The 20,121-nt window shown below is 71.9% G+C and carries 17 protein-coding genes and 1 tRNA gene; 10 read left to right on the forward strand and 8 right to left on the reverse strand.

Going from position 1 to position 20,121, the window contains the following annotated elements; all coding sequences use genetic code 11:
- Window positions 1–4 precede the first annotated feature (4 nt).
- From BXA10_RS03130 to mraY, 3 genes are all read left to right on the forward strand, one after another.
- The gene (locus BXA10_RS03130; protein WP_076467414.1) at window positions 5–898 is read left to right on the forward strand and encodes a metallophosphoesterase; all 894 of its coding nucleotides are present in this window, start codon (window positions 5–7) and stop codon (window positions 896–898) included.
- A 272-nt stretch (window positions 899–1,170) separates the two neighbouring features.
- Window positions 1,171–1,247 (forward strand) — tRNA-Pro (locus BXA10_RS03135).
- A 487-nt stretch (window positions 1,248–1,734) separates the two neighbouring features.
- On the forward strand, window positions 1,735–2,838 hold the full coding sequence (gene mraY, locus BXA10_RS03140; protein WP_076467216.1) for a phospho-N-acetylmuramoyl-pentapeptide-transferase: 1,104 nt from the start codon (window positions 1,735–1,737) through the stop codon (window positions 2,836–2,838).
- Between the two features lie 105 nt (window positions 2,839–2,943).
- Here mraY and BXA10_RS03145 read toward each other — a convergent pair whose 3' ends face one another.
- Entirely contained in the window at window positions 2,944–3,468 is a 525-nt protein-coding gene (locus tag BXA10_RS03145; protein ID WP_076467416.1) for a GNAT family N-acetyltransferase, read from the reverse strand.
- 55 nt (window positions 3,469–3,523) lie between these two features.
- Here BXA10_RS03145 and BXA10_RS03150 point away from each other — a divergent pair, with 55 nt between their 5' ends.
- Window positions 3,524–3,949: a glutaredoxin domain-containing protein gene (locus BXA10_RS03150; RefSeq protein WP_076467218.1), complete on the forward strand. Its 426-nt coding sequence runs from the start codon at window positions 3,524–3,526 to the stop codon at window positions 3,947–3,949.
- 27 nt (window positions 3,950–3,976) lie between these two features.
- On the opposite strand, the gene BXA10_RS03155 is transcribed toward BXA10_RS03150, so the two are convergent.
- Together BXA10_RS03155 and BXA10_RS03160 are read right to left on the reverse strand one after the other, a co-directional pair.
- Window positions 3,977–5,173 (reverse strand): low temperature requirement protein A, encoded by a 1,197-nt coding sequence (locus BXA10_RS03155; protein WP_076467220.1) that lies wholly within the window; start codon window positions 5,171–5,173, stop codon window positions 3,977–3,979.
- Between the two features lie 87 nt (window positions 5,174–5,260).
- A complete protein-coding gene (locus BXA10_RS03160; RefSeq protein WP_076467419.1) occupies window positions 5,261–5,734 on the reverse strand; it encodes a hypothetical protein in 474 nt (157 codons plus the stop codon).
- Window positions 5,735–5,860: 126 nt separating this feature from the next.
- On the opposite strand from BXA10_RS03160, the gene BXA10_RS03165 reads away from it, so the two are divergent.
- A complete protein-coding gene (locus BXA10_RS03165; RefSeq protein WP_076467222.1) occupies window positions 5,861–7,141 on the forward strand; it encodes an MFS transporter in 1,281 nt (426 codons plus the stop codon).
- Window positions 7,142–7,522: 381 nt separating this feature from the next.
- On the opposite strand, the gene BXA10_RS03170 is transcribed toward BXA10_RS03165, so the two are convergent.
- Complete coding sequence (locus BXA10_RS03170) at window positions 7,523–8,302, reverse strand: phosphodiesterase (protein ID WP_076467224.1); 780 nt, start codon at window positions 8,300–8,302, stop codon at window positions 7,523–7,525.
- Between the two features lie 215 nt (window positions 8,303–8,517).
- Between BXA10_RS03170 and BXA10_RS03175 the strand changes: the two genes are divergently transcribed.
- Window positions 8,518–9,939, forward strand: a complete 1,422-nt coding sequence (locus tag BXA10_RS03175) for a GGDEF domain-containing protein (protein WP_076467225.1) — start codon at window positions 8,518–8,520, stop codon at window positions 9,937–9,939.
- Window positions 9,940–9,980: 41 nt separating this feature from the next.
- On the opposite strand, the gene BXA10_RS03180 is transcribed toward BXA10_RS03175, so the two are convergent.
- Together BXA10_RS03180 and BXA10_RS03185 are read right to left on the reverse strand one after the other, a co-directional pair.
- Window positions 9,981–11,042: an aspartate-semialdehyde dehydrogenase gene (locus tag BXA10_RS03180; RefSeq protein WP_076467227.1), complete on the reverse strand. Its 1,062-nt coding sequence runs from the start codon at window positions 11,040–11,042 to the stop codon at window positions 9,981–9,983.
- Window positions 11,043–11,047: 5 nt separating this feature from the next.
- Window positions 11,048–12,313 carry an aspartate kinase gene (locus tag BXA10_RS03185; RefSeq protein ID WP_076467422.1) on the reverse strand — a complete coding sequence of 422 codons (1,266 nt, stop codon included), beginning with the start codon at window positions 12,311–12,313 and terminating at the stop codon, window positions 11,048–11,050.
- A gap of 341 nt (window positions 12,314–12,654) precedes the next feature.
- On the opposite strand from BXA10_RS03185, the gene BXA10_RS03190 reads away from it, so the two are divergent.
- Together BXA10_RS03190 and BXA10_RS03195 are read left to right on the forward strand one after the other, a co-directional pair.
- Complete coding sequence (locus BXA10_RS03190) at window positions 12,655–13,548, forward strand: hypothetical protein (protein WP_245828097.1); 894 nt, start codon at window positions 12,655–12,657, stop codon at window positions 13,546–13,548.
- A gap of 84 nt (window positions 13,549–13,632) precedes the next feature.
- Complete coding sequence (locus BXA10_RS03195; RefSeq protein ID WP_076467228.1) at window positions 13,633–14,160, forward strand: nitroreductase family protein; 528 nt, start codon at window positions 13,633–13,635, stop codon at window positions 14,158–14,160.
- On the opposite strand, the gene BXA10_RS03200 is transcribed toward BXA10_RS03195, so the two are convergent.
- Entirely contained in the window at window positions 14,161–15,159 is a 999-nt protein-coding gene (locus tag BXA10_RS03200) for an ArsR/SmtB family transcription factor (protein WP_076467230.1), read from the reverse strand. It abuts the gene before it with no gap.
- A gap of 80 nt (window positions 15,160–15,239) precedes the next feature.
- Between BXA10_RS03200 and BXA10_RS03205 the strand changes: the two genes are divergently transcribed.
- Window positions 15,240–16,511 carry an MFS transporter gene (locus BXA10_RS03205; RefSeq protein WP_139337867.1) on the forward strand — a complete coding sequence of 424 codons (1,272 nt, stop codon included), beginning with the start codon at window positions 15,240–15,242 and terminating at the stop codon, window positions 16,509–16,511.
- A gap of 236 nt (window positions 16,512–16,747) precedes the next feature.
- Window positions 16,748–18,499 (forward strand): 2-isopropylmalate synthase, encoded by a 1,752-nt coding sequence (gene leuA / locus BXA10_RS03210; RefSeq protein WP_076467231.1) that lies wholly within the window; start codon window positions 16,748–16,750, stop codon window positions 18,497–18,499.
- 68 nt (window positions 18,500–18,567) lie between these two features.
- Here leuA and BXA10_RS03215 read toward each other — a convergent pair whose 3' ends face one another.
- Entirely contained in the window at window positions 18,568–20,061 is a 1,494-nt protein-coding gene (locus BXA10_RS03215; RefSeq protein WP_245828098.1) for an MFS transporter, read from the reverse strand.
- Window positions 20,062–20,121 lie beyond the last annotated feature (60 nt).

Consider the following 20,121-nt stretch of genomic DNA (forward strand, 5'->3'; position numbering starts at 1 on the left):
CAGCATGCGAAAGCGCACAGTATTCCGGCTCGCGGCCACCACCGCCGCGGTGGGCGCGGCCACCCTGGCGTACGCGTCGCTCATCGAGCGCAACCTGTACACGCTGCGCCGGTACGACGTACCGGTGCTGCCGACCGACGCGGAGCCGCTGCGCGTCCTGCACATCTCGGACCTGCACATGACGCCCGATCAGGCGCGCAAGCAGCGCTGGGTGGCGTCGTTGGCGGCACTCGATCCCGACCTGGTCGTGGTGACCGGCGACAACATGGCGCATCCGGAGGCCGTGCCGGGGGTGCTGCGCGCCCTGCAACCGTTGCTCGACTATCCCGGAGTCTTCGTGTTCGGCTCCAACGACTACACCGGCCCGGTCTGGAAGAACCCGTTCACCTACTTCCTTCCCGATCGGGAGTACGTCGAGGGCGTCGAGCTGCCGTACGAGGAGCTGCGCGAGGTGTTCACCGGCGCCGGCTGGATCGACCTCAACAACGCCCGAGCGACGTTGAAGGCCGGCGGGCGGCTCATCGACCTGGTCGGCGTGGACGACCCGCACGTCGAGCGGGACGACTACGCCGCCGTGGCCGGGCCGGTCGCCGCGTCCGCCGACCTGTCGATCGCGCTCACCCACTCTCCCGAACCACGCGTGCTCGACCAGATGGCCGCGGACGGCTTCGGCCTGCTGCTCGCCGGTCACACCCACGGCGGGCAGGTCTGCGTGCCCGGAGTCGGGGCGCTCGTCACCAACTGCGGGCTGCCCCGATCGATGGCACAGGGGCTGCACCGCTGGCCGGGCTCCGACTCCTGGCTGCACGTCTCGGCCGGACTCGGCACCCACCCGACCGCACCGATCCGGTTCGCCTGCCCACCGGAGGCGAGCATTCTCACACTCATCCCCCGCTGATCACTCACTCGCCCGTGGGCGGGCCGGTCTGGCTCGCCCACGGGTCCGTGTCCGCGGCAGCGCGGCCGGCTCGGGACCCGCCCCCTTTCCCCGGCATTCTCGGCCCTTGGTGGATCTCGGGCACCGACTTCGAGCCACTTGTCCGGATCTTGGCCCGGCCTCGGCGGCGACCGGCCCATCCGACTGGCGGGACGGTCCGCGGAGGCGGCCCGGCCCAGGGGGTACCGAGTTGGAGCGCCAGGGCGGGTGGGCTACTATTTGTCGGCACGCCTCGGGGTGTGGCGCAGCTTGGTAGCGCGCTTCGTTCGGGACGAAGAGGTCGTCGGTTCGAATCCGGCCACCCCGACCAGAGGTAACAGCAGGTCAAGGCCCCTCCACGGAGGGGCCTTGATTCGTTTCCAGGGGGCCGCCGCTCCTCCTGAGGCAGCGAACGAGGCGAGCACACCGCGGTCGCGTGTCGAGTGCCTGCCTGCTCGGGCCCCATGACCTTCGCAACGTCTTTGATCGGTACGTGAGGTGGGACGACATCCCGTCCGCCACCGACCCGGACAGCCGCGCCGGCATGCCTCACGTTGAACGCCGTGGCGCTCGGCCGTGTACCGCCCCTGCACGGATCGCCTCGCCCACCACATTGGATTCGTGTCGGCGAGTTACGAACCACGGCACTGTTAGGTCCAGGGCCCTCCGCTCGCCGTTCGGATGGCAAGCTCATGTCTCGTGATCGACGATCTTGTTCAAGACGATCTGCGCGGCCCGCTCACTTCGATACGTCCGGCACCGGCCCGGAAGCTCGGTGAAGGCGCCGTGAGAAATCCGGATCTCGTGGAGGTTCGCCCGTGAGGGCCGCCATCGTCGCGGCCGCAGTCGCGTTCATCATCTCCCTGTTCGGCACACCAGTGGCAGTTCGCGTCTTCACCGCGCTCAAGGCAGGACAGCCGATCCGTTCCCTCGGCCTCGCCTCGAACGAGGGCAAAAGGGGCACGCCTGCGATGGGTGGCGTCGTGTTCATCGTGGCGACCGTCGTCGCCTACGTCGCCGGGCACTTGACGCTGACCACGCTGCCCGATGGGCAGATCGCGCAGGTGAAGCCGACCATGACGGCCCTCGTCCTGCTCGGCCTCTTCGTCTTCTGCGGCGCGGTCGGCTTCGTCGACGATTACCTCAAGGTCCGCCGGCGCAATTCCGACGGCCTGTCCGCCAAGGGCAAACTGCTCGGTCAGGCGATCATCGGCACCGGATTCGGCATCGCCGCGCTCTACGTGGCGAGCGCCAACGGCCAGACCGTGGCCAGCGAGCACATCTCATTCATCCGGGACATCAGCTGGCTGAACGTCGGCAAGGTCGGCTCGGTGATCGTGTTCGTATTCGTGATCACGGCGATGTCGAACGGTGTGAACCTCACCGACGGCCTCGACGGCCTGGCCACCGGCGCGTCGACCCTGGTGCTCGGCGCATACGCGCTGATCGGGTACTGGCAGTACCGGCACTGGTGCGCCGACGAGACGTACGCCCGCGCGAACGACTACTGCTACCAGGTCCGCGATCCTCTGGAGATCGCCATGATCGCGGCCGCGGCCGCTGGCGCCTGCGTGGGCTTCCTGTGGTGGAACACGTCCCCGGCACGGATCTTCATGGGCGACGTGGGCGCGCTCGGGCTCGGCGCCCTGATCGGCGGGCTCGCGGTGGCGACCCGCACCACGCTGCTGTCGATCCTGATCGGCGGTCTCTTCTTCATCATCACGGTCACCTGGGTGATCCAGATCGTCTCGTACCGGACCACCGGAAGACGTGTCTTCCGGATGGTGCCGTTGCATCACCACTTCGAGCTGGCTGGATGGAGCGAGGCCAACATCGTGGTCCGGTTCTGGATCGTGGCCGGCGTCTGCGCGGCCGTCGGCCTGGGCCTGTTCTACTCGGACTTCTTGGCGGTCGTCGGATAGAAGCCACGCGACGAGGCTGGGTCTGCCGCCGACGGCGATCCGCCGGGCGGCCTGGTCAGCGGAGAAGCTGCTGCTGCTTCCCGCCCCGGACCGAGGGGCCTGCTGCTACAGCTCGACCCAGTACCGCCGCACCGTCCCGAGTTCGGTGTCCCGAATGTCCTCCAGGACGCCGCCCTGGCGCTCGATCGTCCGCCCCGAGGCGGTGTTGTTCACCTCGCAGGTGATCAACACTCGGTTCATGCCGAGCGTGCGTGCCTCGTCGAGCATCCGGCCCAGCGCCCAGGTGGCCAGCCCGCGGCGGCGCGCGGACGGTCGGATGCCGTAGCCGATGTGGCCACCGACCCGCAACAGGAAGTCGTCGAGCCCGTGCCGCAGGGCGATTCCGCCGAGCACCTGGTCACCCTCGACGATCCATCGGTACGTGCAGTGCACCCGCCCGGCATCCAGGGGCTTCGTCGGATCCGACTCCTCCGTGAGCCGGGCCACCCAGGCGGCGAACCCGTCGGACGAGTCCACCTCGTCGGACGGCCGAAGGCCGAAACCGTCCTCATGAACGCCGGAGCCCCAGTCGTCACGCGCCTCCAGCCAGGCGGTGTGGAGACGGACGGTGGGGGCGATCAGCTCGGGCACCCGGCGACGATACCGGCCGACGCCGATCACGCGGCGGCGACTAGCATCCGGGGCTGTGCTGCGCAGTTGGGGTCCGCCGGGACTGCTGCTGGCGAGCGGACTGTTCGCCGCGTCCGGCCAGCGGTCGCTGTGGGCCGGTGCCGTCTGGCTGGCGGTCCTCGCCGCGCTGGCGTTCGTGTTGTCGCCGCTGGCGTTCCCGCGTGCCGTGACGGCGGCACAGGCGCGGCAGCGCAGCGCGGCGGACGGTCGGCCGGTCGTCTACTGGCGGCCCGGTTGTCAGTACTGCCTCCGGCTGCGCTTCCGGCTCGGCCGTGCCGCCCGCCGGGCGTACTGGGTCAACATCTGGAGCGACCCGGCCGGGGCGGCGGCCGTCAGGGCGGTCGCCGGTGGGAACGAGACGGTGCCGACGGTGGTGCTGTCCGACGGTGAGCCGGCCGTCAATCCGAGCCCGGACTGGTTCCGACGCCGGCTGGGACCGTAGCCCTACGACCCGGGTGACGCGGGCCGATCAGCGCGCCGGCTCGGCGGCGAGTGGCGCTGCCAGCTCGCCGTACCTCCGCTCCACCGCACACTGCACGACCAGTGCCACCGCCAGCAGCGCCAGGGCGGAGAGCGCGGGCAGCAGCCGGGCCGGTGCGATGAGCAGCAGCAGCACGACGGCACCGACGACCGGCGGCAGCGCGGTGATGCCGGCGGTGAGCCGCAGGCAGAGCCCTCGGCCGACGAGGTACAGCGCGCCCCCGCCGTAGAGGGCGACGATGCTCGGCAGGCCCAGTTGATCGACGGTGCCGTGGTGCATGAGTATGGCCAGCACCTGCTCGATGCCGAGCGCGAGGTACATGATTCCGGCGATCATCGGCAGGTGGGCGAGGCTGAAGGCGTCGCTGGCGATGGTGCCCCGCCGCATCCGGGGCGCGGTCGCCATGACGTGCTCGATGGCCCGCGCGAACCGGTCGAAGTACAACCGCCACAGGCATACGGTGACCACGAAGCCGAGCAGCGCCGCCAGCAGCACCCACCAGCTGGCCAGCTCGGCACCGGCACCGAGGCCGATCGAGATCAGCGACTCGCCGATCGCAATGATGATCACGAGGCGGTGCCGCTCGGTGAAGTGGCTGACGCTGCGTAGTTCCCACGGGCTGTAGCCGGAGGCGATCCGGCCGCCACCGACGTCGACCAGGAACGCCACCGCCCAGAGCATCGTCTGCACCGTGCCGCCGACCAGCGCGCCGGCCACGAGCGGGAGCGCCGCCAGCGCCAGCGGAATCGCGCTGAGCCGGAGCGTGCGGGTGAGCTGAGGACTGCGGGACACGTACAGGTAGAGCGTCAGGTGCAGGACCCGTACGGCCAGGTAGGCGGCGGCGAGCAGGAGCGGGGCCGGCAGCGGGCTCTCCTCCTGCCGCCAGGCGTCCGAAATCGCCAGCGCCGCCACGAAGAGTGCCGCCATGGCGGTCAGGGTGCCGGTGCGGATCAGGCCGACGTCGGCGCGCGCCTCGTTGCCCAGCCAGGCGTACGCGGACCAGGAGAACCACAGCAGCAGGATGAGGATCAGCCCGCGGAGCATCGTGACGGCGGAGGGAGTCTCCGCCATGAACTCGACGATCCGGGTGAGTGCGAAGACGAAGACGAGATCGAAGAAGATCTCGAAGTTGGTCGTCCGGTGCGTCTCCTCGGTCGTGTCGTACCGGTACCGAGGGATGCGCACCCCGTCATCTTCGTGGCCGCAACGAGGCGACGCGGCCGGTTCGGCAAACGGGCCGTGGCGACGCGGCCGGTTCGGCGGCGACGGCGCTCAGTCGTGCCGTTCGGCGCGCTCGATCTCGGCGAACGCCGCGACGAGGTAGGCGTCGAGCGGCCGACTGGTGTGGGCCGACAGGTCGGCGACGAGCAGCGGGGCGTGCCGGGCGATCGCCGGTGGGTCCGGCGGCGACTCGTCGCCGTCCGGGTCGTACACCCCGAGCGCACCGGCGAGCAGGACCAGCAGCACGTGCGGATCGATGTCGGCGCGCCACTGCGCCGCGCTGCGGGCGCAGCGTTCCAGCACCTGTCGGACGTCGTCGCCGTCCACGCCGTCCGGGTGGCTCTCCTCGAGCAGGAGCCGGACCACCGCGCCGAGGACCAGCCCCGACCGATCGGCCGTCGCCAGGCGGGCCACCGACTCGTCGTACGCCCGCGCGTCACGCTGCTGCGCGGCGCTGACCGCTTCGACTGCGCTCTCCGCGATCTCGCGGGCGGCTGCGGGCAGATGACGCCAGGTGGTGCTCACCCGGTCAGCATCGCAGAGGGGTCGGACACCGGCCGGGGTGGGTTCGGTCACGAACCCGCGTTCCGCCACGCGGGCCGGCGATTAATCGAGTCGCACACTGTCACAGCCAACGCAGAGAATGCGGACATGTTGCGCCGCGCCCTACCCCGCCGTCCCGAAGCCCGACGCATCCTCGTCGGCACCCTGCTCTCGGCGATCGGGCGCGGTCTCACCCTGCCGTTCCTCTTCATCTATCTGACCGACGTGCGCGGGCTCACCGACGCACGCGCCGGGCTGGTGATCGGTTGGTACGGCGCGGTCACGCTGGCCTTGTCGCCACTCGGCGGCACTCTGATCGACCGGTTCGGTGCTCGCCGGGTGGTGCTGCCCTGTCTGCTGATCGAGGCGGCGGGCACCGGTGCGCTCGCCCTGGTCCACTCGTCCGCGTCCGCGTTCCTGGTGGTCACGGTGATCGCGATCGGCAGTTCGGCCATCTGGTCCGGGCAGAACACCATCCTCGCCTCGCTGACCGACGACGGCGAGCGGCAGCGCGTCTTCGGGCTGAACTTCGCCCTGCTCAACCTCGGCATCGGCATCGGCGGCATGACCTCGGGCGCGATCGTCGACATCGGCCGTCCGGTGACCTTCCAGACGATCTACCTGCTGGACGCGGTGAGCTACCTGATGCCGGCCCTGATCCTGCTCACCCTGCCCGGTGTCGGCCGCCGGATCAGCTCGGCTGCGGCGGGCGACCGGCCGTCCGGGGGCGGCTACCTCACGGTGCTGCGGGACCGCCCGTTCCGCCGACTGGTGGTCTTCGGTCTGATCCTCACCACCTGCGGCTACGCGCAGATCGAGGTCGGCTTCACCGCGTACGCCGTCCGGGTCGTCGAGGTGAGCCCCCGGGTGGTGGCCTGGGCCCTCGCCGCCAACACCGTGATGATCGTGCTCGCGCAGCTGGTGGTGATCCGGCGACTGGAGGGGCGGAGCCGCACCGGCGCGCTCGCGGCGGTGGGTGCGGTGTTCGCCACCGCCTGGCTCGTCCTGGGTGCCGCCGGCCTGGTCGGTACGGGCAACGCGCTCGTCGCCGCGCTCGGCGTGGTGGCCTGCTCCGCGATCTTCGGCTTCGGCGAGACGATGCTCTCGCCGGTCATGCCGGCGCTGACCAACGCGCTCGCCACCGACGAGCTTCGCGGCCGCTACAACGCGATGAGTTCGATGATCTTCGGGATCAGCGGGGTCATCGGCCCGGTGACCGCGGGCCCGTTGATCGGCGCGGCCGACGGCAAGGTGTGGGTCGTGGCCGTCGTCGGCGGTTGTCTGCTCGCCTCCGTGGTGGCGCTCTCCCTGCGCCGCCTGCTCGCCCCCGCCGAGGACGGCCGCGCCCGCGACGCGGTCATCCCCGAGCCCGCCCCCGTTTCGGCCTGACCCCGTACAGGGCGCACGCCCCGCGCGCTCGCACGCCCCCGCGCGCCACACCGCGGACACGCAGGCGTCATACCACGCGTGCACCGCATCGCCCACCCCGGACGCGCACGAGCCCTACCGGGCGCACCGGATAGCGCCACACCGCGCTGCGTCTTCCGGCCGGGAGTGCAGATCACGCTGGAACTAGGAAGTAGTGGCATCCCGGGCCGCAGGATGCCACTACTTCACGGAACGAGCGCGATCTTCACGGCAGCCCGCAGCGCCCGGCGCAGCACGCGGCAGGGTTGGCGCGGTGCGGCCACAGTGAGTGGCTCGCAGTTGCCGCCGTGGTGCGGCGCGTGGAGGGATAGGCGCGCGTATTCGGCCGGGGCCGACGGTCGCTCAGAATCCGCAGGTCTGCCCGGCCGAGTGGCTGACCTGGACGGTGTGCGTCACGCAGTTGCCACCGACCACCAGGTGCAGCAGGAACCCGGTGGGCTCGGTGACCCAGCCGATCGGTTCGTCCGAGGTCATGGTGAGCGACGCCTGCCGCCAGGTGCTGGGCGCGGTGGTGAGCACGGTGCCGGCGAACGCCGCGGTCACCGGGCGGTGCAGGTGGCCGGCGCCGATCCGGACTACGTGCCGGTGCCGGCCGACCACCTCGGCGAGCGCGTCGGCGTCCGCCAACCCGATCGCGTCGGCGGCCGGTAGCCCCACGGCCACCGGCGGGTGGTGCAGGAAGACCAGTGCCGGCACCTCCGGCCGCCCGGCGAGCACGCCGTCGAGCCAGCCCAGCTGTTCCTCGCCGAGCTGCCCGCCGTCTGCGCCCGGCACCAGGGAGTCCAGGACGATGACGGTGGCCGCCGGGTGGTCGACGTGGTAGTACGCGGAGAACCCGCCGCCCAGCCACTGCGTACCGCCGAACTGGTCGAGCAGCGACTCGCGGTCGTCGTGGTTGCCCGGTGCCAGGTGCACCGGCAGCGGAAATCGGCCGATCACCTCCCGAAGCGTGAGGTACTCGTCGGGTCGCCCGCGGTCGACGAGGTCACCGGTGATCACCACGCAGTCGGGCCGGGGCCGCAGCGCGAGTATCCGGCCGAGCGCCTGGTGCAGCCCGGTGGCCGGGTCGGCGGCGAGCGGACCGGTGGTCAGGTGCGGATCACTGAGCTGGGCGATCAGCATGCGCGCCTCCTCGCGGCCGGGGTTCTCACGCTATCGCCGCCCAGGCTCGTACGGGGCCCCGCCGCATCCACCGGCGTCGTCCACAGCCTGTGGATAGCACATGTGTACGAAGGGCATGCGCGATCTTGATCGGTACGGGGCTGGTCACGTCATGAGTACGCTTGGTCGCAGGTTCGGCACCGGCCGACCCCACCCCTACCTGGAACGACGAGCGAGTGGATCACCAGCGGATCATCCGTGACGTCACGGCCGACCTTCCCGCGGCCACAACCGCCCTCGATGCCTGCCAGCGTTTCGTCACGGCGCTCGCCGGGCACACCCCGGCGGCCATCTCCTTGCTGCTCCAGGTCCAGGGCCGGTTGCGCTGCGTCGCGGCCACCGGCGCCTGGCAGATCTTCTCGACCGTGCCGCCGAAGACCGGCATCGTCGGCCGGGTGTACGCCACCGGCGAGACCGCCGTCGTGCCCGACGTCGCCGCCGACCCCGACCACCTGCCGATCCGACCGGACGTGACCGCCGAGATCTGCGTACCGGTGGTCGACCCGGCCGGGCGGACCGTCGGCGCACTGGACCTCCAGTGGAGCGCACCGGTCGACCTGGCACCGTGGCGAGCCACCGCCGAGCGGCTGGCCTCCCGCCTCGGCGCCCGGATCCTGGCGCTCGGCGGACCGCCGCCCGAGAGCCGCAGCGAGAAGCTGCTCCGGCACGCCGCCGCGCTCTCCGCCGCGACGACGGACTGCGATCTGATCACCACGGCCGTCTGCGCCGCCCGTGACGTCTCCGCGCTCTCCGCCGCGGTGCTGCTGCTGGACGGTCCCGAGGAGTCCCGGCTCTGCCGGGCGCCGCGCACCCCGGGTGAGCTGGAGGGCCGGATCCGCGCCGAACTGACCGAGGCCGGGCCGGCAGCGGTCGACCGCATCGTCGAGCGGGTCCACCGGTACGGCGCCGGCTACACGCTCGGCGAGGCCGGGCAGCCACCGACGGAGGAGTACGTCCCGCTCTCCCGCGCGGGCGTACGCACGCTGGTGGCGGTCCCGCTCGGCCCGCCCGCCGGCGGGGGCGTGCTGCTCGTCGCCGACGAGCGCCTGCTCCGCCCTGACCCCACCACGGTCAGCCTGATGGAACTGCTCGCCGGTCAGGCCTGGAACAGCCTGGACCGGCTCCGCACCCTCGACCGGCTGCGCGAGCAGGCCAGTTCCGATCCGCTCACCGGGCTGCGGCACACCGGTCCGTTCGGCAAGCGGATCGCGGCGGCCACCCCGGGGCGTACGGCGCTGCTGGCGATCGACGTGGACGGCTTCAAGACGGTCAACGACACGTACGGGCACCAGGCCGGCGACCGGCTGCTGATCGGCCTGGCCCGGGCGCTGGAGAGCGCGCTGCGGCACGGCGACGAGTTGTACCGCATCGGTGGCGACGAGTTCGTCGCGGTGATCGAGGTGAACCGTCCGGAGGAGGCGGTCCGGATCGCCGAGCGGCTGACCGAGGCGGCCCGGCAGACCGGCCGCACGATCAGCGTAGGGGTGGCGCTACCGCGCCCGGGCGAGTCCGCCGAACTCACCCTTCGCCGCGCCGACCAGGCTCTCTACATGGTCAAGCGGCAGGGACGCGACGGCGTCCGGCTGGCTCCGGCCTGACCCACCCGGCGACTGCGGGGCAGCCCACCGGGCGGCTCGGATCAGGAGCGGGTCAGCTCGGTGGCCAGGAGTTCGGCGATCTGGGCGGTGTTCAGCGCCGCGCCCTTGCGGAGGTTGTCGCCGGTGATGAAGAGGTCCAGGGCGCGCGGGTCGTCCAACGCTCGGCGGATCCGGCCGACCCAGGACGGGTCGGTGCCGACCGCGTCGATCGGCATCGGGAACTCGCCGGCGGCCGGGTCGTCGACCAGGATCACACCGGGGGCGTTCCGCAGCACCTCGCGGGCTCCCTCGGCGTCGACCTCGGTGGCGAAGACCGCGTGCACGGCCACCGAGTGGCCGGTCACCACGGGCACCCGTACGCAGGTGGCGGAGACCTTCAGGTCGGGCAGGCCGAGGATCTTGCGCGACTCGTTGCGGACCTTCATCTCCTCGGACGACCAGCCGCCGTCGGCGGGCGAGCCGGCCCAGGGCACCACGTTCAACGCGAGGGGGGCCGGAAACGGGCCGAGTTCGTCACCGACCGCCTGCCGGACGTCGCCCGGCCGCGAACCGAGCACCCGGTCACCGGCGATCTTGCCGAGCTGGGCGTGCAGGGTGTCCACGCCGGCCTGACCGACGCCGGAGACCGCCTGGTACGAGGAGAGCACCAGCTCACGCAGGCCGTACTCGCGATGCAGCGGGGCGACCGCGACGATCATCGCGAGCGTCGTGCAGTTGGCGTTGGCGATGATGCCCTTCGGCCGGTTGCGTACCTGCTCGGGGTTGATCTCAGGGACCACCAGCGGCACGTCGCGGTCCATCCGGAAGGCCCCGGAGTTGTCCACCACGACCGCGCCACGGTCGACCGCGACCGACGCCCACTGCGCCGAGATCTCGTCCGGTACGTCGAACATCGCGACGTCGACACCGTCGAACGCCTCCGGGGTCACGGCCTGGACGGTCAGCTCCTCGCCCCGGCAGCGGACCTGCCGCCCGACCGATCGCTCGGAGGCGAGCAGCCGGATCTCGCCCCAGACGTTGCGGCGGCCGGTGAGCAGCTCGCACATGACAGTGCCGACGGCACCGGTCGCCCCGACGACGGCGAGGGTGGGCAGTTCGTCCATCGGCCCTACCGCCCGGTGCCCGCGTAGACCACGGCCTCGGTGTCGCCGCCGAGGTCGAAGGCGTCGTGGATGGCGCGGACCGCCGCGTCGAGGTCGGTGTCCCGGCAGACCACGGAGACCCGGATCTCCGAGGTCGAGATCATCTCGATGTTGACGCCGGCGGCGCCGAGGGCGGCGAAGAAGCCGGCCGCCACGCCCGGGTGGGAGCGCATCCCGGCACCGATGAGCGAGACCTTGCCGACGTGGTCGTCGTAGAGCAGGCCCTTGAACTTGACCGACTCCTGGATCTTGCTGAGCGCGGCCATCGCCGTCGGGCCGTCGGTCTTCGGCAGCGTGAAGGAGATGTCGGTGCGGCCGGTGCCCTCGGTGGAGACGTTCTGCACGATCATGTCGATGTTGATCTCGGCGCCGGCCGCGGTGTCGAAGATGCGCGCGGCGGCACCCGGCTCGTCCGGCACGCCGACGATCGTGATCTTCGCCTCGCTGCGGTCGTGGGCGACCCCGGTGATCAGTGCTTGCTCCACAGGAAGGTCCTCCATCGATCCGGTGACCATCGTGCCGGTGTTGGTCGAGTATGACGAACGGACGTGGATCGGCAACCCCGCCCGGCGGGCGTACTCCACACTGCGCAGGTGCAGCACCTTGGCGCCGCAGGCGGCCAGTTCCAGCATCTCCTCGTAGGTGATCTGCTTGATGTGCCGTGCGTTGGGCACGATCCGCGGATCGGCGCTGAAGATGCCGTCCACGTCCGTGTAGATCTCGCAGACGTCGGCGTGCAACGCGGCCGCCAGCGCCACTGCCGTGGTGTCCGAGCCACCCCGACCCAGCGTCGTGACGTCCTTGGTGTCCTGGGAGACCCCCTGGAAACCGGCGACGATCACCACCGAGCCCTCGTCGAGCGCGCCCTTCAGGCGGCCCGGGGTGACGTCGATGATCCGCGCCTTACCGTGCACCGAGGTGGTGATCACGCCGGCCTGGGAGCCGGTGAACGAACGCGCCTCGTAGCCCAGGTTGTGGATGGCCATGGCGAGCAGCGCCATGGAGATCCGCTCTCCGGCGGTGAGCAGCATGTCCAGCTCACGGCCCGGCGGCAGCGGACTGACCTGGTTGGCCAGGTCGAGCAGTTCGTCGGTGGTGTCGCCCATCGCGGAGACCACCACCACGACATCGTCACCGGCCTTGCGTGCGGCGACGATCCGCTCCGCGACCCGCTTGATCCGCTCCGCGTTGGCGACGGAGGACCCGCCGTACTTCTGCACCACGAGTGCCACGAAGTGCACTCCCTCCCAGTGACCCTGAGCGTGCCGACGCCGCCGGTCACGGGGCCGGCGGCGCGTGTCAGACCTCCCCAGGGTATCGGGCCGGCCGGACCGCCGGGTCAGGTGATCCCACCATCCGGCCCGACCGCGCCGGCCCGCCCCGCTACGCAGCGCCCGTGACCAGCGTCGATTCGGACACCGGGGAACGCCCCGCCCAGACACCGCCCGCGACACGCCCGGGGCGGGGCCGACCCGGACGGGCCCGGCCCCGCCGACGGACGCCGTCCGCGACACGCCGGGCCGCCGGCCCGAGCAGGCCAGCGCCGTGAGCGCGAGCGCCGGAGAATGAGGCGGTGTACGACCTCTCCCGACCGATCCGACGCGCGACCGGCCCGCGCACGCCCGTCCGCCGTTCGCCCCGCACCCCCGCGATCGAGGCGGCGGCGACCCGCCCGCGCGCGGCCGGCCTCCGTCGCCGCCGACCCTCCGCCCCGCTCGCGCTCTTCGCGCTCGCCCTGCCGGCGCTCCTCGTCGCCTGCAGCGCCGACCCGCCGCCCGCTCCCCCGCCGCCCGACGCCGGGCCGGTCGCGGTGGACGCCGCGCGGGACGAACTGGCCGCGCTGGCCGCAGCGGCGCAGGATCGGCACCTGACCGCCCACTACAAGTTCAGCCGCGGCGGCGAGGCGGACCGGACGATCCTCGTGACCAGCGCGAACGACGGCAGCTGGCGGATCGACGTACCCGGTGGCGCGCTCGGCGGGGCCTCGGACATCGCGTTGGCCGCCACCGCGGACGGGCTCTTCCAGTGCGCCCTGCCCTCGGCCGCCCGGCCGGAACCGCCGAGCTGCGTACGCCTCGGCGACCCCGACGACGCGCTCCCCCGCCGGCTGGATCCGCGGGTGCAGCACCCGTTCACCGACTGGCTGGACGTGCTCACCGATCGGCGTGCCCCGCTCTCGGTCTCGCCCGCGCAGCCGCTTCCGGGCGTCCCGGGCACCTGCTACTCGGTGGAGACCACCTCGGCCTCACTGAACGCCCCGCTCGACGTGGGCATCTACTGCTACGACCAGGACGGCACGCCGACGGCGGTCCGGACCGACTACGGCACGCTCACGCTGGCCGGCCCTCCCGCCCCGGCACCGGCCACCGTGCAGCTCGCCGGGCCGGTCGTCGAGGGCGAGCCGCTCGGCACGGCCTCGCCGCCACCGCCTGATCCATCGGACAGTCCGAGCACCGGAACGCAGTGATCTTCCAACCGTTACGGGTGCTCTTGCCCACATTTGACACCCCAGTCCGTGTGGGCGAATCGGCCATACGGGACGCTTCCTCTCATGCCCGACCTCACCCCGCTGCTCGCCTTCCGCTGGAGCCCCCGGGCCTTCGACCCGAACGCTGAACTGAGCCCCGACGAGGCCGCCTCGCTGTTGGAGGCGGCCCGCTGGGCGCCCTCGGCGGGCAACAGCCAGCCCTGGCGGTTCGCGCTCGGCCATCGGGAGGACGAGACGTGGAAGCGGATCCTGACCTGCCTGCCGGTCGACGACCAGCGCTGGGCGCGGCACGCCTCCGCGCTGCTGGTCGGCGCGCACACGGGCGACGACGAGCGGGCCGCGTACGACCTGGGCCAGGCCGTCGCCCACCTCACCGTGCAGGCCACCGCGCTCGGCCTGCACGTGCACCAGCTCACCCGCTTCGACCGGCCGGGCCTCGCCCTGGAGCTGGACCTTCCCGGCGAGATCCACCCGCTGGTCGTCGCGGCCGTCGGCCGGATCGGTGACCCGTTCACGCTGCCGGAGGAGCTGCGTCGTCGGGAGGTCGGCCTGCGGCACCGCCACCCCGTCGCGGACCTGCTGCTCGCCTGACTACCCGATCGAGTCACCGCCGCGGCTGGCCCGGACCAGAACCCTCGCGGCGTCGGTGTTGCGATAGAGGACGTGCCGCCCCTGTCGGGACCGGGAGACCAGACCCGCGGCGTGCAGCGCGGCGAGGTGCTGGGAGACACCTCCGGCGGACATCGCGGTGAGTCGGGCCAGATCAGTGGTGGTGGTCGCCGTCTCGAGCAGGTGCAGCAGCGCGGCTCGGCCGGGGCCGACCACCCGCGCCAGCGAGTCGCCGGGCGGCGGCGCGGTCGCCTCCCAGAGCGTCCCGACCGCCCGGACCGGATACGCGCCGGCCGGCAGCGAATCCTCCAGGAGGTTCCACAGCACCTGGTGCCCGGTGAACAACGTCGGGTTCAGCGTCAACCCGCGACCGCGCAGGTCGAAGTCCCGCTCGAACGGGTCGTCGCTGACCACCCGGTCGCCGAGCCAGCGCAGGCTCGGGTGGAGCTGCTCGAAGAACCGACCGGCGCCGCCCTCGGCGAGCTGGGCGGCCCGGTACGACACGTCGGCGTCGAGCAGTGCCCGCATCCGTGGCCAGTCCGGGGCGATCGCCTCGTCGTACCAGACCCGCACCGCGTCGACGAGCTGCGGCAGCAACCCCCGGGGGTCGGCGAGCAGCGCGAGACCGAACGGGCTCAGCGGCAGGCGCGGAGTGGTCGCCAGCAGATCCTGGACCACCACGGCCGGCGGCGTGGCCGCGATCTGTTCGAGTTGCTCGGCCATCTCCACGTTCGGCCTTGCCGCCGGGGTGAGGAAGTCGGGCAGCCAGCTGCGCGGCCGGGCCAGCTCCAGCAGCGGTCGGACCCGGCCGGCCACCTCGGGACGACGCAGAGTCACCCGGGCACGGTCGATCCAGGGCAGGTGCACCGGATGGTGAACCGGGCTGGCCATGGCCCAGATGCTCATGACCGTCTCGTTGACCGGCGACACGGCCAGCCGGACGCCCGCCACGTCGGCGAGAGTGAACCGCAACTCGGACACGCGCCCTCCCCCGGGAGCAGGATTCGGCCCAGCCTAAAAGGCTCGACCGCTGTCGTGTGGGCCCGGTTCACTTCCCGGCCATGGGAAGCAGAGACACCATCCGCACCGCCGTGGCAAACGTCGTACCGCCGGCCGGGTTGACCCGCGCGCTGGCCGTGCAGGCCATGGTCTACGCCGTCGGCAGCGGCCTGTTCCACGCCGGCAGCGCCGTCTTCTTCACCCGGGCGCTGGGGCTCAGCGCCGCCCAGGTCGGGCTGGGCCTGTCGATCGCGGCGGGGGTGTCGCTGCTCGGCACGGTGCCGCTGGGCGGGCTCACCGACCGGTACGGGCCGCAGCGGGTCTGGGCGGTCGGGCTGGTGCTGAACGCCGCGCTCTTCGCGACCTACCCGTTCGTGGGCGGCTTCGCCGGTTTCCTCGCCGTGGTGGTGGCGCTGGCGGCGGCGGATGCGGCGACCGGCGTGGCCCGCCAGGTCTACTCGATCAACGCGCTCGCCCCGGCCGAACGGGTCACGGCGATGGCGTACCAGCGTTCGTCGTTGAACGTCGGGTTCGGGCTGGGCGCGGTGATCAGCGGTCTGGTGCTGGCGGTGGACACGATCGAGGCGTACCGGGGAATGGTCTGGACCATCGCGGCGGTGAGCCTGGTGACGGCCCTGTTCGTACGACGACTGCCCCGGCTGCCGCAGGTGACCCGGCCGGTGGAACCGATGGGTCGGCTCGCCGTGCTGCGGGACCGGCCGTTCATGACGGTGTCCCTGCTCTCCGGGCTGCTCACCGCGCACGGGGTGCTCTACCTCACGGTCATGCCGCTCTGGATCCTCACCCACACCGACGCCCCGAAGGCGGTGATCGCCGCTCTGGTGCTGCTCAACACGGTGCTGATCGTGCTGCTCCAGGTGCGCGTCAGCCGGGGCGCCGACACCGCCGCAGGCGCGGCTCGGGCCTCCCGCCGTGGCGGTCTGCTGATCGCCCTGTCCTGCCTGGTCCTGCCGATCTCCGGGGTCACCCGGGGGCTGCTCACCGTGGTGGTGCTGGTGGCTGCCGCGACGCTGCTGATCCTGGCCGAGCTGATCGAGTCGGCGGGCACCTGGGGACTCACCGCCACCCTGCCGCCAGACGACCAGCGCGGCGCGTACGTGGGGGCGCTGCGGCTCGGCGAGCAGGTGCAGTACCTGATCGCTCCGGCGGGGTTGACCGCGCTCGGGGTGACCACCGGGGGCTGGGGCTGGTTCCCGGCGGCGGCGATCTTCGTGCTGATCGGGCTGGCGATCGTACCCGCGGTGGCCTGGGCGGGACGGACGCCGAGGCTGGGTTCCCCGGCCCCGGAGCCGGCCATGACGCCGGTCCCATAATCCGGACCTACCTTCCCACCCCCGGTTCCATCACGTAGGTTGACTTGGTCATGTGGCGGGCGCTTCTTCTCCTTGGCCGCCGCGACGAGGCCTGACCGGCCGGCACCTCGTCGCGGAGTCGCTTCGCGCCGTCCAGCACATCCGAACTTCCCATCGGCACCGCCGGAGCATCGTGGCCCGGCACCAGCCGACACCTTCCGATTGCTGACGCCACCTGTTCAGGAGACCACTCCGTCATGACTGACACCGTCACCGACGTCGAGACCGATCCGATCGCCCGGCAGCACCCCAGCCGGATGCCGTACCACCGCTACGAGCCGTACCAGCAGCAGTTCCGCGTCGACCTGCCGGACCGCGCCTGGCCGACCCGACGGGTCGAGGCCGCGCCGCGCTGGTGCGCGGTGGACCTGCGGGACGGCAACCAGGCGCTCATCGACCCGATGTCGCCCGAGCGCAAACGGCGGATGTTCCAGCTGCTCGTGCAGATGGGCTACAAGGAGATCGAGGTCGGCTTCCCGTCGGCGAGCCAGACCGACTTCGACTTCGTCCGGCAGCTCATCGAGCAGGACCTGATCCCGGAGGACGTGACCATCCAGGTGCTGACCCAGTGCCGGGAGCACCTGATCGAGCGGACCTTCGAGTCGCTGCGTGGCGCCCGGCGGGCGATCGTGCACTTCTACAACTCCACCTCGACGCTCCAGCGTCGGGTGGTCTTCGGCCTGGACCGGGACGGCATCACCGACATCGCCACCACCGGGGCCCGCCTGTGCCAGAAGTACGCGGAGATCCACACCCCGGACACGGACATCCACTACGAGTACTCGCCGGAGTCGTACACCGGCACCGAGCTGGAGTACGCGCTCGAGGTCTGTTCGGCGGTGATCGACGTCATCGACCCGACGCCGGACCGGAAGCTGATCATCAACCTGCCGGCCACCGTCGAGATGGCCACGCCGAACGTGTACGCGGACTCGATCGAGTGGATGCACCGCCGCCTGCCCCGCCGGGACAGCCTGGTGCTCAGCCTGCACCCGCACAACGACCGGGGCACCGGCGTGGCCGCCGCCGAACTCGGCCTGCTGGCCGGCGCGGACCGGATCGAGGGCTGCCTGTTCGGCAACGGTGAGCGCACCGGCAACGTCGACCTGGTCACCCTGGGGCTGAACCTCTTCTCCCAGGGCATCGACCCGATGATCGACTTCTCGAACATCGACGAGGTCAAGCGGACTGTCGAGTACTGCAACCAACTCCCGGTGCACGAACGCCACCCGTACGCGGGCGACCTGGTCTACACCGCGTTCTCCGGCTCGCACCAGGACGCCATCAAGAAGGGCTTCGACGCGCTCGCGGCGGACGCCGCCGCGGCCGGAGTGCCGGTCGACGAGCAGCCGTGGGCGGTGCCGTACCTGCCGATCGACCCGAAGGACCTGGGCCGTACCTACGAGGCGGTCATCCGGGTCAACTCGCAGTCCGGCAAGGGCGGCGTCGCGTACATCATGAAGAGCGAGCACCAGCTCGACCTGCCGCGCCGGCTCCAGATCGAGTTCTCGGGCGTGGTCCAGCAGGTCACCGATCACGACGGCGGCGAGGTCGAGCCGGCCGCCATGTGGGCCATCTTCGCCCGCAACTACCTGGTCGACCACCAGCCCGACCCGGCGGTCGCGCTGGCCGGCTACACGATCGGCACGGCCGACGGGAAGGTCGAGATCGAGGCGCGGGTGGACCTCGACGGCGAGCACCGGTCGCTCTCCGCGGTCGGCAACGGCCCGATCGACGCGTACGTCAACGCGCTGCACTCGGTCGGTGTGGGCGTACGGGTGCTCGACTACCACGAGCACGCGCTCTCCTCCGGCGGGGACGCGCAGGCCGCCGCGTACGTGGAGTGCGAGGTGGACGGCCGCAACGTGTGGGGCGTCGGTGTCGACGCGAACATCGTCACCGCCTCGATCAAGGCGGTGACCAGCGCGGTCAACCGCGCCCGCCGCTGACCCGGGAAGGGGCCCCCGCCGAACGAGGGCCCCTTTCCCGCTCCCGGGCGCTGAGCAGCGAACCCTGCTCAGCGTTCCCGCGGTGGGGTCGACACCGGGAGCGTCTGGCACGGCTGGGAGGGTGGCGCTTCCCGAGGCGGGCGGTGGATCAGCAGGAGAGCCATCAGCGCGCCGGCCAGCAGGAGGCCCGCACACCAGAGCATCGCGGCCCGGAACGCCCCGGTCAGCGCGCCGTGCTGCTGGTACGCGCCGCCGGAGAGCCCGACCAGCAGCGGCAACGCGGCCACCGCGAGCAGTCCGCCGGCCCGGGCGGCCGCGTTGTTGAACCCGCTGGCCACCCCGGCGAACCGATCCGCCGCCGCCGCCAGCACGGAGGCGGTGAGTGGCGCCACGACCAGGGTCAGACCGGCGCCGAAGAGCAACACCCCGGGCAGCACGTCGACCCAGTACGACGCGCCAGGGCTGACCCGGCGCAACAGCAGCAGCCCGGCGGCGGCCACCACCGGACCCACGGCCAGCGGCAGCCGGGGGCCGATGCGTGCCGAGAGCGCCCCCGCCCGGGCCGAGCCCACCAGCATCAGCAAGGTCCAGGGCAGCAGCGCGACCCCGGTGAGGAGCGCCGACCAGCCGAGCACGTTCTGCAGGTACACGGCGAAGAAGAAGGTGAACCCGCCGAGCGCGGCGTAGACGGCCACGGTGAAGATGTTCAGCACCGAGAAGAGCCGGCTGTCGAACAGCTCGGTGGGCAGCATCGCGGCCTCGCCCCGGTGCCGTTCCAGCAGCACGAAGGCGACTCCCGCGACCAGCCCGAGCAGCGCCGACCCCCACACCGGCGGCGAGCCGAAGCCGCGCCCGGTCGCGTCGATCAGCGCGTACGTGAGACCGCCCAGGGCCAGCGCCCCGAGCAGGGCACCGGCCACGTCGAACCGCCGGCGCCGGTCGCCCTCGACCCGGGCCCGCGACGCGCCCTCGTCCCGGCTCTCCGGCACCCAACGCAGCGCGGCGAGCACCACCAGGACCGCGAGCGGAAGGTTCAGGAAGAAGATCCACCGCCAGGAGAACGCATCGATCAGCCAGCCGCCGATGAACGGGCCGATCGCCGTGGAGACGCCGGAGAGGCCGGACCAGGCACCGATCGCCCGGCCACGGTCGTCCGGATGGAAGCTCGCCTGGAGCACCGACAGCGAGCCCGGCGTGAGCAGGGCGCCGCCGGCGCCCTGGAGGAACCGGGCGCCGATCAGCCAGCCCGTCCCCTGGGCCAGGCCGCAGAGCACGGACGCGGCGGTGAACCAGATCACCCCGAGCAGGAAGATCCGGCGTCGGCCGAACCGGTCGCCGAGCGACCCGCCGAGCAGTACGAACGCGGCGAGCATCAGCATGTAGCCGTTGACCGTCCACTGGAGGTCCGCCACGGTGGCGTGTAGTTCGGAACCGAGCCGGGGCAGCGCCACGTTGACCACGGTGCTGTCCAGGAAGACCATCCCGGAGGCGAGGACCGTGGCGAGCAGCGTGCCGCGGCCTGCGGCGGTACTGATTCGGAGGGCAGGCGAGGGTTGGGGCACGGGTACCCATCTTCCACGCGCCATCTGAGAGACGCCACGAAACACCAAAACCATGCTTGG

Source organism: Micromonospora avicenniae (assembly GCF_900156065.1).
In the GTDB taxonomy this organism is placed as follows: domain Bacteria; phylum Actinomycetota; class Actinomycetes; order Mycobacteriales; family Micromonosporaceae; genus Micromonospora; species Micromonospora avicenniae.